Raw genomic sequence first — 20,748 nt, 5'->3', positions numbered from 1 at the left:
GGGTTTCCTTTCCACGCGTCAGCGTGCCAGAGTCATGTTGCAGTTTTCGGTCGGTTACTGATGAATCGCCCGCAGGACCTCGTCGACGCTGGTCTCCCCCGCCTGCAGCCGATTCACGGCACTCTGGATCAGCGTCATGTGTGTGGCGAAGGCATGCCGGGCCATGTCCGATTCGGCGGCGCCGTCATGGATCATGCTCGCCAGCGTGTCGTCGATGGCAATGAACTCGTAGATGCCCAGGCGGCCACGAAACCCGGTGTGGTCGCATGTCTGGCAACCGGCCGGCTCGGCGATGCGCTCGAGCCTGTCCAGGCCATCGAGCCGTCCCGTGTCGGCCGTGGTAACGTCCCGCCAGCGTCGGCAGTCCGGGCAAAGCCGCCGGACGAGACGCTGAGCCATCACGCCTTTGAGGCTGGTGGCGAGCAGGAACGGCTCGATGCCCATGTCGCGCAAGCGGGTCACGGCCCCCAGCGCGCTGTTGGTGTGCAGGGTGGAGAGCACCAGATGACCGGTGAGGCTGGCCTGAACGGCGATCGCCGCGGTTTCCACGTCGCGGATCTCGCCGATCATGATCACGTCGGGGTCCTGGCGCAGGATGGCGCGCAGCCCGCGGGCGAAGGTCAGCCCGGCGTGCGGATTGACCGGGGTCTGGCCGATACCGGGAATGGCGTATTCCACCGGGTCTTCGACGGTGAGGATATTGCGCTGGCTGTCGTTGAGATGCGCCAGGCTGGCGTAGAGTGTGGTGGTCTTGCCCGAACCGGTGGGACCGGTGTTGAGCAGGATGCCGTTGGGGCGGGCCAGGGTCGCCCGGTAGGCCGCGAGCATGCGCTCGGGCATGCCGATGGCGTTCAGGTCGAGCATCGAGGCCTGTTTGTCGAGCAGGCGCATGACGACGCGCTCGCCGTGAATGCCGGGTAGCGTCGAGACGCGAATGTCCACATGGCGCCCGGCGGTGCGTACGGTGATGCGCCCGTCCTGGGGCTGGCGTTTCTCGGCGATATCCAGCTTGGCCATGACCTTGATGCGCGAGATCAGCATCGGCGCCAGCACGCGTGGCGGGCGCAGCGCGACGCGTAGCGCCCCGTCCACACGTAGCCGCACCGACAGTTCGTGTTCGAAGGGTTCGACGTGAATGTCCGAGGCTTCCAGGCGCAGGGCCTCGGAGAAGATGCCGTTGATCAGGCGGATGACCGGCGCCTCGTTCTCGGCGTCGAGCAGGTCCTCGGTGCGCGGCAGTTCCTGCAGCAGATGGTCGAGGTCGACATGCTCGGCGAGTCCCTCCATCAGGGCTTCGGTGCTGGCGCGGCTGGCATCGTAGAGACGCCCGAGCCGGCTGTCGAAGGCGTCGTCACTCAGCCACTCGCAGCTCAACGGGTCGCCATGCACGCGCTGGATCTCCTGCAAGGTGACGATATCCACCTCCTCGCGGCAGAACAGATGGTACCCCGCGTCGCGCCATTCGATGGCGGCCCCGGCACGCCTCGCCAGACGATAAGGCAACAGCTTCTCGCTGCGAGGATCCTTCAGCTCCGGGACTGGTGAAGCCACTGGGAGGCTGTCTAGCAATGCGTTCATGGGGCCAGGGCTCCCAGTCGGTTGCGCGCCGACGGATAGAGGCTGTTCAGGGACAGGCTGGTGCCCTGAACGTCCAGTTCCGGCAGGGTTTGGTCGGTATCGAAATCGTTGAGCAGTTGCTGGGCCCGCATGAAGCGGTACTTCTCCGCCGTGGCGGCATTGAGAGTCTGGGCGTCGCGCAGCACGCGGGCGCGGATGAACACCATCAGGTTCTGCTTCTCGTTGGAACGGGCCGAATAGCGGAACAGGTTGCCGAGCAGCGGGATGTCGCCGAGTAGCGGCACCTGCTGGCGGGTATTGCTGCTCTGGTTGCTGATCAGGCCGCCCAGCACGATGATGCCGCCGTCCTGGGCGAGCACGGTGGTCTCGATCTCGCGCTTGTTGGTGACCACATCGCTGGCGGCGACGTTGTCGGCAATCGATGAGACCTCCTGAGTGATCTCCATGCGAATGGTGTTGTCGGCGCTGATGGAGGGGCGGATGTGCAGACTGATGCCCACGTCCTCGCGCTGGATGGTCTGGTAGGGGTTGGCGTTGTCGACGGTGGTCGAGCCGGTCACGAAAGGCACTTCCTGACCGACCAGGATGTAGGCCTCGGCATTGTCGAGGGTGGTCAGCGACGGCGTGGACAGCAGATTGGTATCGGAGTCGCTGCGCAGGGCGTTGAGCAGGGCCGCGAAGCTGATACCGCTATCGCTGAGTCTGCCGACACCCAGCGTGACGCCGTTGAGGCTGCCGAGCAGCGATCCCAGCGCGCTGGTGTCGTCGGAGGCCACGGCGGCGGCGAGCTGGTTGATGCCTGGTGACGATGACGTGGAGTAATTGACGCCGCCGACGGGAAAGGTGCCACTGCCGCTGGTATCGGCGAACAGCCATTGCACGCCAAGCTCGCGCGCCCGCGATTCGCTGATCTCGGCGATGATCGCCTCCACGGCGACCTGAGCGCGGCGAATGTCGAGGCGCTCGATGATGCTTTCGTAGGCGTCGAGCTGCGAGGGCGGGCCGGTCAGCACCAGGGCGTTGGTCGAGGGGTGCACGGCGAAGGCCACGTTGTCGTTACCGGACACGCGCAGGGTTCGGGCAGTGAGGCCACCGTTGCCCAGCGCCGAGGCCGTGTCACCCGGCGAGACGTTCTCGGCACCGACCGGGATGCCCATCACGTTGCGGGTGTCGGACTCGGTCGTTTCGATGCTGGAGACATAGCCGCCCCCGTCGCGCAGGCTACGCAGCACCTCGATGACGGTCTCGGCGCTGGCGTGATTGAGATAGATGACCCGAGTATTGGTGCTTTGGCTCTCGCTGGGCTTGTCGAGGGCGGCGATCAGGCGTTGGGCGCGCTGTCGATCGCGCTGGGTACCGAATACCACCAGAGCATTGGCGCGGGGCGCAGCGATCACGCGAGTATTGCCGCCTTCGTCCTGGATGGCGCTGCCGACGGTCTCGGCGAGTTCCTCGGCATCGGCGAAGTCGAGCGACACCACCTCGGCGCCGGTATCGCGGTTGCTGTCGAGCAGTGTGGCCAGGCGGGTCAGGCGTTGCAGGTTGTCGCGCCAGTCGGTGACGACCACCATGTTGCTGTCCGGGTACGGCGTAAGCGTGCCGACGCGAGAGTCGACCAGGGGTTGAAGAATGCTGGCCAGGGTCGCGGCATCCAGGTGTTGGGTCTCGATCACCTGGGTGGCCATGACGTTGCCACTGTCGGTTTCACTGCCCAGTGGCAGCGGCTGGGTGCGGGCCACCTGGTCGGGTACGATGCGCACCTGTCCGTCGCCGAGTTCGACCGTGGCGTAGCCGTTGATCTGCAGCTGGTTCTGGAACACGCGATAGAGTTCGTCGGCGCTCAGGCCGCGCTGGCTTTCCAGGCTGATGTTGCCGCGCACCCGGGGGTCGACGATGAAATGCTTGCCGGTGATGCGCCCCACGCTGTCGATGAATTCCTGCAGGCTGACATCGTTGTAATCGATCTCGTAGCGCGGCGCGGCGCTCTCGTTGATGGCGGGATCGATTGACTGGGCGAGCGCCGACGAAACGGCCGCCGTCAGCAGGAAGGCGGCGAACGCGTGTCGGATCGTCATGAGGAGAACTCCACTTTCAACGTGATCGGGTGTCCGTCGCGCTGCAACTGGACGTGTAACGAACGGGTCTGGAGCAGGTGTTCCTGAAACAGGGCGAGGGCGTCGCCTTCGCGGATGGCGTGCCCTTCGATAGCCGTGAGTACGTCGCCGCTCTCCAGCCGCAGGGCCTCGAACAATGAGGGATCGGCACCGGGGCGCAAGCGATATCCCCTGAGCCGCTGACCCTCGAGCACCGGAGCCGCCTGGAAATAGCGCAGCAGCGGCGTGGGGTCGTTGAACAGCGACTGTCGGTAGTCTTCGCCGAAGCGGGCCGTGAACGCCTTGTCTGGCCAGTCGACTGGCGTCGTCTCGACATTACCCGAGGAACTCGGAGAGGCCACAGGCTGCGATGCCTCGGCGACGATGGCATCCTGGCTGGCAGGTTGGGTTTGCGGCCATGGCAGGCGCTCCTGGCGCCCACGGTTATCGAGGATCAAGCCTTCGGAGGTGATATCGACGAGGCGCACCTGATCGTCGATGCGCTCGCCCAGCGTCACCACCTGCTGGCCTTTTGGCGTACCGAGAATGAGCACCGAACGGTCCAGAGGCATGCCGCGCGCCACGCCGACGATGGTCAGCGGCAGGCGGGTCAGCGGTAACGCTGGCCCCTGGGCAGGAAGATCGCTCTGCCATAGCGTGTCGCCCGTGACCGGTAACGCTGCTGCGGGCGGGACATAGACCGGTGTTGTCACTGATGAAGGGTGGGTAAGGCGCCAGGCCAGGCTGGCGCCATCGGCGATCACCCGAGCGCTCAGCCAGGCCAGCAGGCACCAGGCCAGCCAGTGCCCTATCGGGTTCAGCCGTACAGGGGGCGCGAACAGGGAGCGTAGCGTATTCATGAGCCGAGACGGGCTTCGGGATGCCAGCCGGGATGGCCGTCGACGAAGCTTAGCGAAGCCTCGGGACGCGGTGGCAGGGTCCAGTGTGCGTCCCGGCCGCTCAGGTAGCGCTCCATACGTTGCCAGAGCGGCTCACCGGCGGTAGCGTCGGGGCGAATGCTCCAGGTCATCAGCCGGCTCGCGCCGGTCTCGGCCATGGAGATGCGCTGCCCGGTCTCGGCACTGTAACGGCAGCGCCAGGCGATGCCGTCGAGCCTGGGCAGGTCCTGAGCGGTGTCGAGCAGCAACGGCTGGCCGAAGGATTGGTCGCTGGCGCGCTCGAGCAACGCCTGGATGTCAGCGCTGGTGGTGTCGAGCGCAAAGACCGGTGCGGCATGGCCGCCACTCAGAGCAATCAGATGATTGCGGGTAATCGGCTCGCCTGGGGCAACGATCACGTCGTAGCGCAGCCCCGGCGACAGTGTCGGTATCGAGGTGTTCGGGGCCGAAGACGGCTGATCCGGACCGCCCTGTCGCAATGCCGCGCTGATCAGGCCATCCCAGCTGCCGCCGACTACGTCACGGCGCCATAACCAGTCCGGCGCCACGGCCAGCGGCCGATCGAGCCAGTCGGCGTAGGGCGCGCGCGCCGCGTCGAGCTGCCGTTGCAATTGAACGGCCTGCTGGCGTGCCGGTGCACTCAACGTTTCCCGCAGGGCGGGATGGAAGCGGGCCTCGATCTGCCACTGTCCGCTGCGTACCGTGCAGCTCAGCTGGAACACGCCTACGCCGCGGGTTCCCGGCAGGCAGACCGGTAGCTGCCGCCCATCGGCCTGCATCACCGGAATCAGTTGTGGCCAGAAGTCCTGGCCCCGTGCGCACAGCAGTACATCGGCACCGTCCAGGCGCTCGGCCAGCCACAGGCCTGCCCCGGTACCGACATCGGCGAGGACCACCACCAGGTCGGCCTGTTCGCGGGCCTGGCCGACCTGTTCGGCGGCGGCGGCGTACCACATGTCCAGCGCACGCGTCTCGTCGTGCGCGTAGGGGTCGGTGATGCCGACCACGGCGACACGCGCGCCGCCACGCTCGAAGTACGCGATCGGCTCGACGCTGCCGGATGAATGCTGCGTCTCGCTCAATGCGCCAAGCACCGGCGCGGCGAACTCGCGATAGAGAGCGTCGCACGCCTGTGGCCAGATGATCCGCTCGTCACTGCTCACCCGCGCCTCGGCTCCCAGCAAATGACTGCCGGCCACGCCGGCACGCCCCTGGGTGAGATGTGCCATGCCGCTGCCGTTCCAGCACTGGCCATTTTCCAGCGTCAATGTGTTTGACGCGCCAAGCGATTCGCGCAGGCCCGTCAGGCATGAGGCCAGCACGGCATAACCGCCGAAGCGTTGCCGGGTGGCCAGGTGAGGATCGGTCAGGGCCTGAGTGGCGGCGTCCAGTGGACCGGTCAGCGCTGTTACGCTGGCGGCGGTCGCCCAGGGCGCTTGTCCCAGGCACTGCACCGGACCCAGGCGAGTGGCAGGCACCACGGGGTAGGCGGGGTCACGCGTATCCAGGGTGTCGGCATAATAGAGCAGCTCGACCCGGGACGCGTCGGCTCGGGGGCGTGGACCGAAGCCGCCAGGCGTAGCGGCGCAACCGACGAACCAGGGTGTCAGCATGCCCAACCCCGTGAGCTGCAGGGCACGACGCCGGGCAGGGGACGATACCTTGCCCGCGGCGGCTGAATGTGTCGGAAGATTGCGTCGGGAAGTGCACCACGCCATACCGTCGGTCGCCCCTGTTACCGTTGTCTTGTCATGCCGGCCTTTGCCTTGTGATATCGATCGAGGCGCTGCGGCTTGAGCGCACCTGCCGGGCATCGATGACACTGGGGGGGCATTTTAGTGACCGGAATGTGACGGTTTCGTGATGGCAACGAAACGGCCTGGGTAAATTAATTCGTTAATAAAGCTGTCATTTATCGCCCCTAATGTTTGCCTCGGCTAGCTGATCCGTGATTCGACCGTTACTTCAACCGGCACATACCGAGGGAACCATGAGCAAGGAAATAGAAGACCATCGCATCCTGAACGGCAGTGGCAACGAGCCCTTTTCTTCCGTTCTCGACAAGTACGTCTCGCGTCGTCACATCATGCAGGGCGGCCTGGGCCTCGCGGCGCTGACCGTCCTGGGCGGCTTCGGGCTGAGTGGTTGCAGTGACAACGATAAGGATGGCGGATCCGGAAACGTCGGCGACACACCGGAGAAGACTCCGCTGGCGCTGGCCTTCGAAGCCGTGCGCGGCTCGCGTACCGATGCCATCGTGGTGCCGGAAGGTTACACGGCGCAGGTGCTGGTTCCCTGGGGCACGCCGCTCAACAACATGGCCGCCGACTGGAACGAGAACCTGGCCGTCACTCCCGAGTTTCAGGCCAACAGCGTCGGCATGCACCATGACGGCATGTACCATTTTCCGCTGGACGAGGCGAATGCCTCGACGGACTTCCTGCTGGTCCTGAACAACGAATACATCGACCAGAAAGCGCTATGGGCACCGCAGGGCGGCCCGACCAACGCCAGTCAGGGCAGTCGTCCTGCCGACGAGGTGCGCACCGAGATCAATGCCCACGGCGTCACCGTGGTGCGCGTGCAGAGACAGGCCGACGGTACCTGGACGCATGTCCCCAATTCGCCCTACAACCGCCGCTACACCAGCGCCACCGAGATGGAACTGGCAGGTCCCGTTCGCGCCAGCGAGTACGTGGTGACCGCCTATTCGCCTGACGGTACCCTGACGCGCGGCACCAACAACAACTGCGCCAGCGGCTACACGCCCTGGGGAACCTACCTGACCTGCGAGGAGAACTGGCCGGGATACTTCGTCAAGGATTCCGGGCGTAACATCGATGACGACCGCCTGGGCATCGAGGAAGGACGGGGACGCTACGGCTGGGAAACGGCGGCGGGCGATGCCAGCGAAGTCAATGGCGAATTCGCGCGCTTCAACAACACGCCGACAGGCGCCAGCGCCAGCGACGATTACCGCAACGAGCCCCGCACCTTCGGCTACATCGTCGAGATCGATCCCTATACCAACACCCGTGCCGTCAAGCGTACCGCCCTGGGGCGTTTCCGCCACGAGGGCTGCTGGCCGGGCAAGCTGGTCGAGGGCGAGCCGGTGGTGTTCTATTCCGGTCATGACTCACGCAACGAATACATCTACAAGTTCGTTTCCGACGCGACCTGGGACCCGAGTGATGCCAACCGGGCCGGTGGCAACTACGACCGTCTGGCAATCGGTGCCAAGTACATGGACGAAGGCACGCTGTATGTGGCCAGGTTCAATGCCGACGGCAGCGGCGAATGGCTGCCGCTGACCCCCGACGCTCAGACACCCGATGGCCGGACCCTGGCCCAGGCGCTGGGTCTGGCGGCAGGCGATCAGGCCGGAGTGATCATTCACACTTGCGATGCTGCCGATCTGATGGGCGCGACGCCCATGGACCGCCCCGAGTGGGGGACCGTGGATCCCGTCTCCGGTGATGTCTACATGACCCTGACCAACAACAGTAAGCGTACCGAGGAAGGCACGCAGCCGACCTTCACCGAGGACGGCAGCAGCATCGAGGCGCTGGGCGTGGGCTACGCCACCGCGCCGGTCAATGGCCCCAACCCGCGTCCCGACAACGAGGGAGGGCAGGTCATCCGCTGGCGCGAGGGCAGTGCCAGTGCCACGTCGTTCGAATGGGAGGTGTTCGTCTTCGGTGCCGCGGCATCCGCCACCGACAACCTGTCCGGTCTGACCGAGCTCAATCAGTTCGCCAGCCCCGACGGCCTGTGGTATGACGACCGTGGCGACGGCGAGGGCATTCTGTGGATCGAGACCGACAACAGCGGCAATGCGGTGGCCGACTACACCAATGATCAGCTCCTGGCCGTGGTGCCCAGCTCGGTCAGCCTGAGCGAAGGTGATGCTGCGGTGATCGACCCCAGCGATCAGGCGCAGCTCAAGCGCTTCGCGGTGGGACCGAACGGCTGCGAGGTCACCGGGATCTTTGCCACGCCGGACAGGACCGCGCTGTTCATCAACATTCAGCATCCCGGCAACTGGCCGGCCAATCCGGATGCCTCCGTGCAGGACGCCACCGTCGCGACCAGCGGCGATGTGCGCCCGCGGGCTTCTACCGTGGTCATCCAGAAGGCCGATGGCGGCCAGGTCGGCGTGTAGTCTGACGCCACGGCGCCGCTTGCGGTGTCATGAAACCCAAAGGCCCTTACCAAGGTAAGGGCCTTTTTCGTGGAGCGTCATCTCACAGGGGGCTATCTATCCGGTGACGCTACATGGCGCGCAGGTCCATCAGGTCCAGATTAGGTCGTGGCATAGGCGTAGAGCAGGGTCTCCTGAGCGCTGATCGGTGCCGCATCGCCGCAGGACGGCCGGTGATAACTGCCATCTTCCTGCAGCAGCCAGCTCTGGCAGTTGTCGACGAGGTAGGTTTCCAGGTCCTTGCGTACCCGCTGGGCGAGTTTCCTGTCGAGAACCGGAAAGCAGGTCTCCACACGGTGGAACATGTTGCGTTCCATGAAATCGGCGCTGGAGGCCCAGATTTCCGGCTTGCCGTCGTTGTGAAAATGAAAGACCCGGGTGTGCTCGAGGAAGCGGCCGACGATCGAGCGTACGCGAATGTTGTCTGACACCCCCGGCACGCCGGGACGCAGGCAGCACATGCCGCGAATGATCAAGTCGCATTGCACGCCGGCCTGCGAGGCCCGATAGAGGGCCCGAATCAGTCGGGGCTCGGTCAGCGAATTGCATTTGATGATCAGGTGCGCCTTCCTGCCCTTCTCGGCGAACTTGGCCTCGCGGGCGATCATGTCCATGAGTCTGCCATGGAGCACGAAGGGGGCATGCAGCAGCATCGTGATATCGCGGGGCCTGCCCATCCCCGAGAGCTGCTGGAAGACCCGGTGCACGTCTTCGCACAGGGTCTCGTTGGCGGTAAGCAGACTGTAGTCGGTATAGAGCTTGGCGGTCTTGGAGTGGTAGTTCCCGGTGCCCAGATGGGCGTAATAGCACAGTTCGCCCTTCTCGCGACGGACGATATGCAGCATCTTGGCGTGCGTCTTGTAGGCCATCACCCCGTAAATGACGATGGCGCCGGCTTCCTGCAGCCGCGAGGCCAGGGCCAGGTTGTCGGCTTCATCGAAGCGGGCGCGCAGCTCGATCACCACCGTCACCTCCTTGCCGTTGCGCGCGGCATCGACCAGAGCGCTGACGATCGGTGAGTCGGCGCCGGTGCGGTACAGCGTCTGTTTGATGGCGAGGACGTGCGGGTCGCAGGCCGCTTCGGTCAGCAGGCCCTCGACGGGAGAGAACGACTGGAACGGGTGATGAAGCAGGATATCTTCCTGACGGATCAGGTCGAAGAGGCTGTCGTTACCGCTGCGCAGCGCCTTGGGCAGGCCCGGTGTGAATGGCTGATAGAGCAGGTCGGCACGCCCCGAATCGCCGATCATCTCCATCAGCCGGCTGAGATTGACCGGGCCGTCGACCTGATAGAGATCGCGGCTATCGAGCTTGAACTGCTGAAGCAGGAAGTCGGTCAGGTGAGCCGGACAGTTGCTGGCCACCTCGAGGCGTACCCCGTCGCCGTAGCGCCGCGCCAGCAGTTCGCCTCGCAGGGCCGAGGCGAGATCGGAAATCTCCTCGGTATCGACCGTCAGGTCGGCGTTGCGCGTCAGGCGGAACTGGTAGCAACCCTTGATGACCATGCCCGGGAAGAGTTCGCCAGCATGGGCATGAATCATCGAGGAGAGGAAGATGAACTCATCGCGCCCCGCCTGCCCGAGGTGCTCCGGCACTCGGATCAGGCGCGGCAGCGAACGCGGTGCCGGCAGGATCGCCAGCCCGCCCTCGCGACCGAAGGCGTCCTTGCCCTCGAGTTCGACGATGAAGTTCAGGCTCTTGTTGACCAGCCGTGGAAACGGGTGGGAGGGATCGAGGCCGATCGGGCTGATGACCGGCATGATTTCCTCTTCGAAGTACTCCCGGACCCAGGTCTTCTGCGCATCGTTCCAGACATCCCGACGCAGAAAATGGATGCCTTCCCGGGTGAGTTCGGGAATCAGCACCTCGTTGAGGATGCGGTACTGGCGCTCGACCTGCTCGTGGACGATGCGGGAGATCTCATCGAGCACCTGGGTCGGGCGCATTCCATCGATTCCCGCTTCCTCATGATGGAAGGCGATGCGATGCTTGAGCCCGGCGACCCGGATCTCGAAGAACTCGTCGAGGTTGGACGAGAAGATCAGCAGGAACATCAGGCGGTTGAGCAGGGGATGCGAGGTGTCCAGCGCCTGCTCGAGCACGCGGATGTGAAACTGCAGGGTCGAGAGCTCGCGATTGAAGTAGAGCCCGGGCGCATCCAGATCGGCTTCCGAGGGCGCCGTCTTGGCCCGGACTCCCGTGCGGGTCCGGTTGACCCGCAGGGGAGGGGTATCGTTGACGGATTCCGTATTCAGGGATTCCGTACCGTCATCCTGCTCCGGTGACGACGCTTGTCCACGCGACTCTTCCATACAAGACTCCTTGTCTGGCGGGAAGCGTCGTTCTCCCGCCCGTTATTGATTGAGCAGCCGGGCTGCACGCTTGGCGAAATAGGTCAGCACTCCGTCGGCGCCGGCCCGCTTGAAGCACATCAGTGATTCTAGAACGATGCCGTCGGCGTCCAGCCAGCCTTTCTCGAACGCCGCCATATGCATGGCGTACTCGCCGCTGACCTGGTAGGCGAAGGTCGGCACCCGCAGTTCGTCCTTGACGCGTCGCACCACGTCCAGATAGGGCATGCCCGGCTTGACCATCACCATGTCGGCACCCTCGGCAAGATCCATCGCCACCTCGTGGAGCGCTTCGTCGCTGTTGGCGGGATCCATCTGGTAGGTGGTCTTGTCGGCCTTGCCCAGATTGCCGCTCGAGCCGACCGCGTCACGGAACGGGCCGTAGTAGCGCGAGGCATACTTGGCCGAGTACGCCATGATCCGCGTGTTGTGCAGACGTTCCTGCTCGAGTACCTGGCGGATCGCGCCGATGCGGCCATCCATCATGTCGGAGGGCGCGACGATGTCGGCACCCGCTTCGGCATGTGACAGCGCCTGTTTGATCAGGGTATCGACGGTGCGGTCGTTGAGTACGTAGCCGCGCTCGTCGAGAATGCCGTCCTGGCCGTGAACGGTGTAGGGGTCCAGCGCCACGTCGGTGATGATGCCGAGCTCGGGAAGGGCGTCCTTCAGGGCGCGCACGCTGCGCTGCACCAGGCCCGAGGCGTTGTAGGCCTCTTCGGCAAACTCCGTCTTCAGGCTGGCATCCACGACCGGGAACAGGGCCAGGGCGGGAATGCCCAACGCCGCCACCTCGCGGGCCTCCTCGATCAGCAGATCGATGGAGAGCCGCTCCACGTCCGGCATGGAAGGCACGCTTTCGCGGCGGTTCTCGCCATCGAGCACGAAGACCGGCAGGATCAGGTCTGCGGGCGTCAACGTTGACTCGCGCATCAGGCGGCGCGAGAAATCGTCCTTGCGCATGCGACGCAGACGGGTGTTGGGATACTGACGAGAGGGGGAATAGCTCACGATATTTCTCCGGTCGTGCCAGACTCGACCGCTGCGAAAGAGTATGCAGCGGCGACATGACAAAGATGTGACAGCTGGCTTGGATGTGACAACGAGCTTGCGAAACCTCCAGTATATCAGGGAGTGCCGAAGGTTAACTGCGGGCGCTTGTCGCATGCCTTGGTTGTCGCTTGGGTCGTGACTCTCTAGAGTATGAGGTTTCCGCCATTGACGGTGAAGCGCCCGGCATCAGGGCCGACGCCAGGAGACAGGAAGCATGAAGAAGACGGTAGCGGTGATTCTTTCCGGGTGTGGCGTTTATGACGGCTCGGAGATCTACGAAACGACGCTGACACTGCTGCGTCTGGACCAGCGCAATATCTCCTATCGCTGCTTTGCTCCGGATATCGCGCAGTACCATGTCGTCGACCACCGTACGGGCGAGGTCGCTGAAGGCGAAAGCCGCAACGCTCTCACCGAGGCTGCGCGTCTGGCACGCGGCGAGATCGATGCACTGGACAGTCTCGACCCCGACGCCTTCGATGGCGTGGTGCTGCCGGGGGGCTTCGGCGCCGCCAAGACACTGTCCGATTTCGCAATGGCCGGTGCCGAGATGCAAGTGCTGCCGCTGCTCAAGGAGAAGCTTGGCGCCTTTCGTCAGGCGGGCAAGCCCATCGGGCTGATGTGCATCGCACCGGTCATGGTGCCCCGGCTGTTCGACGAGGTCGTCCCGGTCACCGTGGGCCAGGATGCCGCCGTCTCGGGGGCGATCAGTGCCATGGGGGGACTGCACAAGAGCTGTGCGGTGGATGATATCGTGGTGGATCGCGAACACAAGGTCGTCACCACGCCGGCCTACATGCTCGCCGGACGCCTCAGCGAGGCGGCCGCCGGTATCTTCAAGCTGGTCGATCGCCTCGATGACATGATCGGCGCGGAGTGACCGCCCGCCAAAACCGGGCATGAGAGAGCACAAAGCCCTGCATTCGCAGGGCTTTGTCGTAAGGGGAAGAGCTTGGAGAACAGATCGCGGGCTCAGTCCGGAGCCGTCTCGTCGGTACCGTCTGTGTGCTTTCGGCGCCGCACCAGACGCGCGAACAGGATACCCACCTCGAACAGTAGCCACATGGGCACGGCCAGCAGACTCTGCGAGATGACGTCCGGCGGGGTCAGCAGCATGCCGATCACGAAGCAGCCGAGGATCACGTAGGGGCGCTTCTTGGACAGGCTCTCGACGCTGCTTGCGCCGGTCCAGATCAGCAGGAAGGTGGCGATGGGGATCTCGAAGGCCACACCGAAGGCGAAGAACAGCTTGAGCACGAAATTCAGGTACTGGTTGATGTCCGTCATGATGGCGATGTTCTCCGGGCCGGTATGCACGAAGAAGTCGAACAGCAACGGAAATACCACGAAATAGGCGAAGGCGGCCCCGCCGTAGAAGAGCGCGATGCTGGAGGCCAGTAACGGCAGGGCGAGCAGCTTCTCGTGTTCATAGAGTCCCGGCGCGATGAATGCCCAGGCCTGGTGCAGGATGAAGGGGATCGAGGCGAACACCGCCACCACCAGCGTCAGCTTGAAGGGCGCGAGAAAGGGCGATGCCACTTCGGTGGCGATCATCTGCGAGCCTGCCGGCAGCAGCGCCATCAGCGGGTCCGCCACGAAGCGGTAGATGTCATTGGAAAAGGCATATAGCCCCACGAAGATCACCAGCACCACGATGACCGCCTTCATCAACCGCGAACGCAGTTCGATCAGGTGTTCGATCAACGGGGCCTGGGGGGGCTCCTGGGGCGTGTGGGGCGAAGAGGTGTCACTCATCGGGATGAGGCGTCCTTGTCGTCGGCGGAAGCGTTCTCAGGCGACCTGGGACGTTCGCTGGGCTCTGGCGCTCGGTCGTCTCCGGACATCCGGTTGTCGTCGGAAGCCGGGCTCTCTTCAGGAACCGGACTCTCTTCAAAAGCCCTGCTCCGCTTCTGCTGGCCGGTCAGGGCCGCGGTTTCGACGGGGGCGCCGTATCCGCGCGGTGGCGCAGGGGTATCGGGAGATGCGTCGGCCTCGCGGGATACCGTGCCCGAAGCCTGGACCGGCTTGTCGACAGCCGAGGAGCGAGGCGGAGCTTCAACCTGACGCTCCACCTCGGCACGTGCCTTGGCGAGTCCGGCATCGAGTTTCTTCTGCTGCTCGGCAAGCTTCTGACGCAGCTCCTCGGCCTCGAGCTGGGCGTTGATCTCGCGCTGGATGCCGGCGACGCTACGCTTGATCTTGCCGATCCACATCCCGGTGGTGCGGGCGGCCTTGGGCAGCCGTTCGGGGCCCAGCACCAATAGCCCGACGATGCCGATCAGCATCAGTTCGAGAAAACCGATATCGAACATAGGGGCGCTTATTTCCGCTCGGTGTGGTCTTCGGTTCGCTGAGCATTCTCCGCCTTGACGTCATAGGTCTCGCCGGATTCCTCATGCCGGACGCGCTGCTGGGCGCTGTCCTTGTCTTTCTCCTCCTCGCCCATGGCCGACTTGAAGCCCTTCACGGCGCCGCCCAGGTCACTGCCCACGTTGCGCAGCTTCTTGGTGCCGAAGATCAGGATGATGATGCCGAGTACGATCAGCAATTGCCAGATACTGATGCCACCTAACATGGAGTCTCTCCTTTAAGCCTGGGCCATGAGCGGCGCAGGCGCTTAACGTGGTTGTCGTGCCGCCTTCTCCTCGAGCCCGGACATGCCGAAACGGCGTGCCAGTTCATCGAGCACTTCCTGATGATCGATATCCAGATGCGACAGCATCACCAGACTATGGAACCACAAGTCGGCGGTTTCGGCGACTAGGGCCTGACGACTTGTCGCATCGCGGGAATCGAAATCCTTGGCTGCCAGAATGGTTTCGGTAGCCTCCTCGCCGACCTTCTCGAGAATCTTGTTGAGTCCCTTGTGGTGCAGTTGGGCCACGTAAGAGTTCTCGGGATCGCCATGGCGTCGCTCCGAGAGGACGGCGGTCAGCTGCTGTAGAATATCGTTCATGGATGACAGTTCGAATACCTTGCGTTAAGACCATGGACCGGGACGCGACCCGCCTGCCTAGCGCCAGGCAAGCAGCACGATGCCCAGGGCGGCCGCGACAAGTACCGGCAGCGGCTGTTCTTCGGCCCATCCCATCAGTGGCTGCCAAGCCAGAGCGAGCCCCAGCAGCAGCAGGCCGAAGCGCAGCCGCCGTGTACCGGCGCCGGCGCGATCGAGACGCTCCTGCATGGCGGTCAGGGCCTGGGCCTGGAGATGGCGCTGCTTGCGCTCGACATCCAGATGGGACAGCGCCTGATGGGCCAGTACCGGCAGCTCGGGAAGCTGGTGCGACAGCTCGGGTGCCTGCTGCTTCAGAGATTGCCAGAAGCCGACCGGTCCGGCACGCTCCTTCATCCAGCGCTCCAGATAGGGCTTGGCCGTGCTCCAGAGATCCAGATCCGGATACAGCTGGCGGCCCAGCCCCTCGATATTGAGCAGTGTCTTCTGCAGCAACACCAGTTGGGGCTGAACCTCCATGTTGAAGCGCCGGGCGGTCTGAAACAAGCCAAGAAGCACCTGGCCGAAAGAAATATCCTTGAGCGGCTTCTCGAGAATCGGCTCGCAGACGGCACGGATGGCGGCGGCAAACTCGTTGGCGCGGGTGCCTTCACCGACCCAGCCGGACTCGATGTGCAGCACCGCCACCTGGTAATAATCCTGGTGGAAGAAGGCCAGCAGGTTGCGGGCGAGATAGTCCTGATCCTCGCGGGTGAGACTGCCGACGATACCGCAGTCGATGGCGATGTAGCGCGGATCCTGAGGATGCTCGCGGGAGACGAAGATATTGCCCGGATGCATGTCGGCGTGAAAGAAGTTGTCGCGGAACACCTGGGTGAAGAAGATCTCCACGCCGCGCTCGGCGAGCTTCCTGAGGTCCGTTCCCTGCGCGCGCAGGGCCTCGACGTCGGCGACCGGGACACCGTGGATGCGCTCCTGCACCATGACGCGCTTGCGGGTCAGCTCCCAATGAATGGCGGGCACGTAGAGCAGCGGCGAGCCGCGGAAATTGCGCTTGAGCTGGGAGGTGCTGGCAGCCTCCTTGTGCAGATCGAGCTCATCGAACAGGGTCGACTCGTAATCGGCAACCACCTCGACGGGGCGCAGGCGGCGCGCCTCGGGAACGCGCCGCAGCAGCCGGGCGAAGACATACATCAACTCGATGTCCTTGCGCATCACCCGCTCGATGCCCGGACGGATGATCTTGACCACCACATCCTCACCGCTATGGAGGCGGGCGACATGCACTTGAGCGATGGATGCCGAGGCCAGCGGTTCGGTGCTGAATTCGGCGAAGGCCAGCTCGATGCTCATGCCGAGTTCCTCCTCCACCAGCTCGCGAGCGACCTTGCCGGGAAAGGGCGGAACCTGATCCTGGAGGCGCTTGAGCTCGTCGGCGATATCGGGAGGCAGCAGATCCCGGCGCGTGGAAAGCATCTGGCCGAATTTGACGAAGATCGGGCCCAGCGACTCGAGCGCCAGGCGCAGGCGCCGTCCTCGGCTATGCGCACCGGTCGGAATCAGGCGCAACGGCGAGAGGCGAAACAGCACACGCAGCAGCGGGGGAAGGCGCTCGACCGGAATCAGGGTGTCGAGCCGGTAGCGCAGGACGACCCAGCCGATGCGTATGAGCCGCAGGTTCACGTAGGCGTCTCCTCACGGGGCGGTGTCGCCCGCTTGCGGGACTGCTCCGCCAGACGCACCAGACGTGTCAGGCGCGCTTCCAGACGATCGGTGGCGACCTCGAGTTCGGTCAGGTGATCGCGCAGCACGGCCAGTTGCTGGCGTCCCGGCAGCACGCGGGCCTCTTCGAAGAGATACTCGCGCAGGTCGGCGGTCAGCTCGCGGTGCGAACGCAGACCCCAGCGCCCGAAATGGCGCAGGCCCTCGGCCAGCTGGTGGGCGGGAACGTCGCCCAGCCACTGCGAGATGGCGCCCTCCCAGTCCAGGTCGAGATCCATGAGCAGCGTACGCGCTTCCTCGAGTACCGGAATGCGGCCGCGGACCGACAGGCGCCCCGAGAACATCAGGCGCTCGACGCTCTCGCCGCCCAGCAGCGCCCCGAGCGACTCGGCATCGAGTTCGACCACCACGTCGCTGTCGCTCTCCTGCGGGTCGGGCTGGCGCAGGAGATGCAGGCCGTGGGCGTCGAAGTGCACCAGCAGGTTGAAACGAGGACGCTCGAGGCGCAGCGACAGACGCCGACCGGCGAGGCGGGCCAGGCGCGAAGGCGCGGCGGGATCGCGTGCGAGCAGGCCGTTGAGCACCTTCTCCGCGCTGGCCAGCAGCAGGGGAAACATCAGGGACATCGTGACCTCACAGCTTGATGCCGCGGTGCAGGGCGACGATGCCGCCGGTCATGTTGGTGTACTCGACGCGTTCCAGACCGGCGGCTTCCATCATCGACTTGAGCGTTTCCTGATCGGGGTGCATGCGGATCGATTCCGCCAGGTAGCGATAGCTGTCGGCATCGTTGGCCACCCATTCGCCCATCTTGGGCAGCACCTTGAAGGAGTAATCGTCATAGGCGCGCGACAGCAGGGGATTGCGCGGCTTGGAGAATTCCAGTACCAGCAGCCGCCCGCCGGGCTTGAGAACGCGGGTCATGGAGCGCAGCGCGGCGTCCTTGTCGGTGACGTTGCGCAGCCCGAAGGCGATGGTGATGCAATCGAAGGTATTGTCGGGAAACGGCAGTGATTCGGCATTGGCCTGCACGTACTCGACATTGTCGCCCACTCCTTCGTCGAGCAGCTTGTCACGTCCCACGCGCAGCATGGAAGCATTGATGTCGGCCAGCACCACGCGTCCCCGGGGTCCTACCAGGCGCGAGAACTTCAACGTCAGGTCCCCGGTGCCTCCGGCGATGTCGAGGACATGATGACCGGGACGTACACCGGCACGCTCAAGCGTGAGGCGCTTCCACAAGCGGTGAATGCCGAACGACATGAGGTCGTTCATCACGTCGTAACGGGCTGCCACCGAATGGAAGACGTCCGCCACCCGGGCGGCCTTCTCATCGATGGGAACTTCCTGGTAACCGAAGTGAGTCGTGCGCTTGTCCATGACCTTCCCTTGGTGAGAGAGCAGGCCATGCCTGCCAGGGGGAGTTTGCTGCGTCGAGCGGCATTGTAACGCCCACCCCGGTCGTTGTCTTTGATCGACCGCAGGGGAGGCGTCGGTGTAGATAGGTGACGAGACTACAGTTGACGCACCGGAATGCCCAGCGGTTCGCGCGAGGCACCGGCGTCTTTCAGACGTCGTTCGTAGTCTGCCCACCACTCTGCCTGCTGGGTCGCCATCCGGTAGAGATACTCCCAGGTGAACAGCCCGCTGTCGTGGCCGTCGTCGAAATGCAGCTTCAGCGCATAGCGCCCAGTGGGGGTGATGTTCTGCAGACCCACGTCCTTCTTGCCGACCTGGAGCACGGCGGTGGCGGGGCTATGACCCTGCACCTCGGCGGAAGGGGAGTAGACGCGCAGCAGCTCGGCCGGCAGACGGTACGTCTCGCCGCTGGCGTAACCCAGTTCGAGTTCGCGGGCGTGCTTGTGATAATGCACGTGGGTAGGAATCGGAGCGGTCATGAGGCTTTCCCTGACTAGAGCGATGTCCGGGGACGCCGGACATCGCGAGAACGACGAACCTACAGAATATAGCGTGACAGGTCTTCGTCCATGGCCAATTCCCCTAGCTGGGAATTGACGTACTCGGCATCGATGGTCAACGGACCGGCGAAGTCGCCGCCCTGGAAGGAGGCTTCCTCGAGCAGACGCTCCATCACCGTGTGTAGACGGCGCGCGCCGATGTTCTCGGTGCCCTCGTTGACCTGGAAGGCGATCTCGGCGATGCGCGCGATGCCGTCGTCGGTGAACTGGATATCGAGACCCTCGGTGGCGAGCAGCGCCTGGTACTGCTTGGTCAGTGCCGCGGAGGGCTCGGTGAGGATGCGCTTGAAGTCCTCCGGCGTCAGGGCGGAGAGCTCGACGCGGATCGGCAGGCGCCCCTGCAGCTCGGGGATCATGTCCGAAGGCTTGGAGAGGTGGAAAGCCCCCGAGGCGATGAACAGGATATGGTCGGTCTTGACCATGCCGTGCTTGGTCGAGACCGTCGAGCCCTCGATCAGCGGCAGCAGGTCTCGCTGCACGCCCTCGCGGGAGACATCGGTACCGCCGGATTCGCCGCGCTTGGCCACCTTGTCGATCTCGTCAATGAACACGATGCCGTTCTGCTCCACCGCCTCGACGGCGCGACGCTTGAGATCCTCGTCGTTGACCAGCTTGGCGGCTTCCTCTTCCTGCAGCAGTTTCCAGGCATCCTTGACCGCGACCCGGCGGGTCTCGGTCTTCTGCTTGCCCATGTTGGAGAACAGGCTCTGCAGCTGGCTGGTCATCTCCTCCATGCCCGGCGGTGTCATGATGTCGACGCCCTGCGCCTGGGGCGTGATCTCGATATCGATCTCCTTGTCGTCGAGCTGGCCTTCACGCAGCTTCTTGCGGAACAGCTGACGGGTCGAGGAGTCGTTGCGGGTGGTGTCGTATTCGCTGCTACGGGCCGGCGGCAGCAGCGCATCGAGGATACGCTCCTCGGCGGCGTCCTCGGCCTTGCCGCGGACTTCCGCCTTGGCCTGCTCGCGCACCAGCTTCATGGCCATCTCGACCAGGTCGCGAATGATCGATTCGACGTCACGGCCGACATAGCCGACCTCGGTGAACTTGGTCGCCTCGACCTTGATGAACGGCGCGCCGGCCAGCTTGGCCAGACGTCGGGCGATCTCGGTCTTGCCAACCCCCGTAGGGCCGATCATCAGGATGTTCTTGGGGGTGATTTCGGGGCGCAGGGCGTCGTCGAGCTGCATGCGCCGCCAGCGATTGCGCAGCGCAATGGACACGGCTCGTTTGGCGTCGGCCTGACCGACGATGTACTGGTCCAGCGCATGGACGATTTCGCGGGGAGTCATCTGGGACATGGGATCAATCCAACGCTTCGAGAACGATGTTGTGGTTGGTGAACACGCAGATATCGGCGGCGATGTTCAGGCTCTTCTCGGTGATCTCGCGAGCCGACAGGTCGGTGTTCTCGAGCAGGGCGCGGGCGGCGGCATTGGCGAAATGCCCACCGGAGCCGATGGTGATGATGCCGTGCTCGGGCTCGAGGACATCGCCGGTACCGGTGATGATCAGCGAGGCCTTCTTGTCGGCGATGGCGAGCATCGCTTCGAGGCGTCGCAGGGCGCGATCGGTACGCCACTCCTTGGCCAGCTCCACGGCGGCCTTGGTGAGATGGCCCTGATGCTTCTCGAGCTGGGCTTCGAAGCGTTCGAACAGCGTGAAGGCGTCGGCGGTGCCGCCGGCGAACCCGGCCAATACCTGGCCACGGTAGAAACGCCGTACCTTGCTGGCGTTGCCCTTCATTACCGTGTTGCCAAGCGACACCTGACCATCACCGGCCAGGGCGACCTGATCGCCGCGGCGCACGGACACGATTGTGGTCATGTAAGAGAAACTCCGTTGGGGGTGACGGGGCACCCGGTGACTTTGATCTGGTGACTGACGGGGCGCCTTCGTGCGGCGGTGCCCGTATCGCA

General features: G+C 64.4%; 18 protein-coding genes. 2 read left to right on the top strand and 16 right to left on the bottom strand.

What is annotated here, in order from left to right:
* Positions 1–54: 54 nt before the first annotated feature.
* The 4 genes from gspE to ACYQ12_RS16160 are packed head-to-tail and all read right to left on the bottom strand — an operon-like array spanning position 55 to position 6,183.
* A complete protein-coding gene (gene gspE, locus ACYQ12_RS16175) occupies positions 55–1,578 on the bottom strand; it encodes a type II secretion system ATPase GspE (protein ID WP_459873733.1) in 1,524 nt (507 codons plus the stop codon).
* Positions 1,575–3,653 carry a type II secretion system secretin GspD gene (gspD, locus tag ACYQ12_RS16170; protein WP_459873731.1) on the bottom strand — a complete coding sequence of 693 codons (2,079 nt, stop codon included), beginning with the start codon at positions 3,651–3,653 and terminating at the stop codon, positions 1,575–1,577. Before gspD ends, gspE begins: the two co-directional genes overlap by 4 nt.
* The gene (locus ACYQ12_RS16165; protein WP_459873728.1) at positions 3,650–4,531 is read right to left on the bottom strand and encodes a type II secretion system protein N; all 882 of its coding nucleotides are present in this window, start codon (positions 4,529–4,531) and stop codon (positions 3,650–3,652) included. Before ACYQ12_RS16165 ends, gspD begins: the two co-directional genes overlap by 4 nt.
* Positions 4,528–6,183, bottom strand: coding sequence for a bifunctional UDP-sugar hydrolase/5'-nucleotidase (locus tag ACYQ12_RS16160; RefSeq protein ID WP_459873726.1), 1,656 nt, complete (start codon positions 6,181–6,183; stop codon positions 4,528–4,530). Before ACYQ12_RS16160 ends, ACYQ12_RS16165 begins: the two co-directional genes overlap by 4 nt.
* Before the next feature lie 377 nt (positions 6,184–6,560).
* Between ACYQ12_RS16160 and ACYQ12_RS16155 the strand changes: the two genes are divergently transcribed.
* A complete protein-coding gene (locus ACYQ12_RS16155; protein ID WP_459873724.1) occupies positions 6,561–8,732 on the top strand; it encodes a PhoX family protein in 2,172 nt (723 codons plus the stop codon).
* A 140-nt stretch (positions 8,733–8,872) separates the two neighbouring features.
* On the opposite strand, the gene ppk1 is transcribed toward ACYQ12_RS16155, so the two are convergent.
* Complete coding sequence (gene ppk1, locus ACYQ12_RS16150; protein ID WP_459873722.1) at positions 8,873–11,083, bottom strand: polyphosphate kinase 1; 2,211 nt, start codon at positions 11,081–11,083, stop codon at positions 8,873–8,875.
* A gap of 42 nt (positions 11,084–11,125) precedes the next feature.
* Positions 11,126–12,133, bottom strand: coding sequence for a porphobilinogen synthase (hemB, locus tag ACYQ12_RS16145; protein WP_459873720.1), 1,008 nt, complete (start codon positions 12,131–12,133; stop codon positions 11,126–11,128).
* Positions 12,134–12,389: 256 nt separating this feature from the next.
* Between hemB and elbB the strand changes: the two genes are divergently transcribed.
* On the top strand, positions 12,390–13,055 hold the full coding sequence (gene elbB, locus ACYQ12_RS16140) for an isoprenoid biosynthesis glyoxalase ElbB (RefSeq protein ID WP_459873718.1): 666 nt from the start codon (positions 12,390–12,392) through the stop codon (positions 13,053–13,055).
* Positions 13,056–13,147: 92 nt separating this feature from the next.
* Here elbB and tatC read toward each other — a convergent pair whose 3' ends face one another.
* The 10 genes from tatC to hslV all read right to left on the bottom strand — a co-directional run bounded on the left by tatC (position 13,148) and on the right by hslV (position 20,656).
* Positions 13,148–13,930 carry a twin-arginine translocase subunit TatC gene (gene tatC / locus ACYQ12_RS16135; RefSeq protein ID WP_459873716.1) on the bottom strand — a complete coding sequence of 261 codons (783 nt, stop codon included), beginning with the start codon at positions 13,928–13,930 and terminating at the stop codon, positions 13,148–13,150.
* Positions 13,927–14,487, bottom strand: a complete 561-nt coding sequence (tatB, locus tag ACYQ12_RS16130; protein WP_459873714.1) for a Sec-independent protein translocase protein TatB — start codon at positions 14,485–14,487, stop codon at positions 13,927–13,929. The genes tatC and tatB overlap by 4 nt, the downstream gene beginning before the upstream one ends.
* Positions 14,488–14,495: 8 nt before the next feature.
* Entirely contained in the window at positions 14,496–14,750 is a 255-nt protein-coding gene (tatA, locus tag ACYQ12_RS16125) for a Sec-independent protein translocase subunit TatA (RefSeq protein ID WP_459873712.1), read from the bottom strand.
* A 42-nt stretch (positions 14,751–14,792) separates the two neighbouring features.
* A complete protein-coding gene (locus ACYQ12_RS16120) occupies positions 14,793–15,131 on the bottom strand; it encodes a phosphoribosyl-ATP diphosphatase (protein WP_459873710.1) in 339 nt (112 codons plus the stop codon).
* Positions 15,132–15,188: 57 nt separating this feature from the next.
* Positions 15,189–16,811 (bottom strand): ubiquinone biosynthesis regulatory protein kinase UbiB, encoded by a 1,623-nt coding sequence (gene ubiB, locus ACYQ12_RS16115; RefSeq protein ID WP_459873707.1) that lies wholly within the window; start codon positions 16,809–16,811, stop codon positions 15,189–15,191.
* Positions 16,808–17,476 carry a ubiquinone biosynthesis accessory factor UbiJ gene (locus ACYQ12_RS16110; protein ID WP_459873705.1) on the bottom strand — a complete coding sequence of 223 codons (669 nt, stop codon included), beginning with the start codon at positions 17,474–17,476 and terminating at the stop codon, positions 16,808–16,810. The genes ubiB and ACYQ12_RS16110 overlap by 4 nt, the downstream gene beginning before the upstream one ends.
* Before the next feature lie 7 nt (positions 17,477–17,483).
* On the bottom strand, positions 17,484–18,230 hold the full coding sequence (gene ubiE, locus ACYQ12_RS16105) for a bifunctional demethylmenaquinone methyltransferase/2-methoxy-6-polyprenyl-1,4-benzoquinol methylase UbiE (RefSeq protein WP_459873703.1): 747 nt from the start codon (positions 18,228–18,230) through the stop codon (positions 17,484–17,486).
* A gap of 134 nt (positions 18,231–18,364) precedes the next feature.
* On the bottom strand, positions 18,365–18,748 hold the full coding sequence (locus ACYQ12_RS16100; RefSeq protein ID WP_459873701.1) for a gamma-butyrobetaine hydroxylase family protein: 384 nt from the start codon (positions 18,746–18,748) through the stop codon (positions 18,365–18,367).
* A gap of 59 nt (positions 18,749–18,807) precedes the next feature.
* A complete protein-coding gene (gene hslU / locus ACYQ12_RS16095) occupies positions 18,808–20,130 on the bottom strand; it encodes an ATP-dependent protease ATPase subunit HslU (RefSeq protein WP_459873699.1) in 1,323 nt (440 codons plus the stop codon).
* 4 nt (positions 20,131–20,134) lie between these two features.
* Entirely contained in the window at positions 20,135–20,656 is a 522-nt protein-coding gene (gene hslV, locus ACYQ12_RS16090; RefSeq protein WP_459873697.1) for an ATP-dependent protease subunit HslV, read from the bottom strand.
* Positions 20,657–20,748 lie beyond the last annotated feature (92 nt).

This window comes from Halomonas shantousis, from assembly GCF_054654615.1.
The sequence above is the reverse complement of the archived record's forward strand: the minus strand, read 5'-3'. Positions and strand labels throughout refer to the sequence as shown.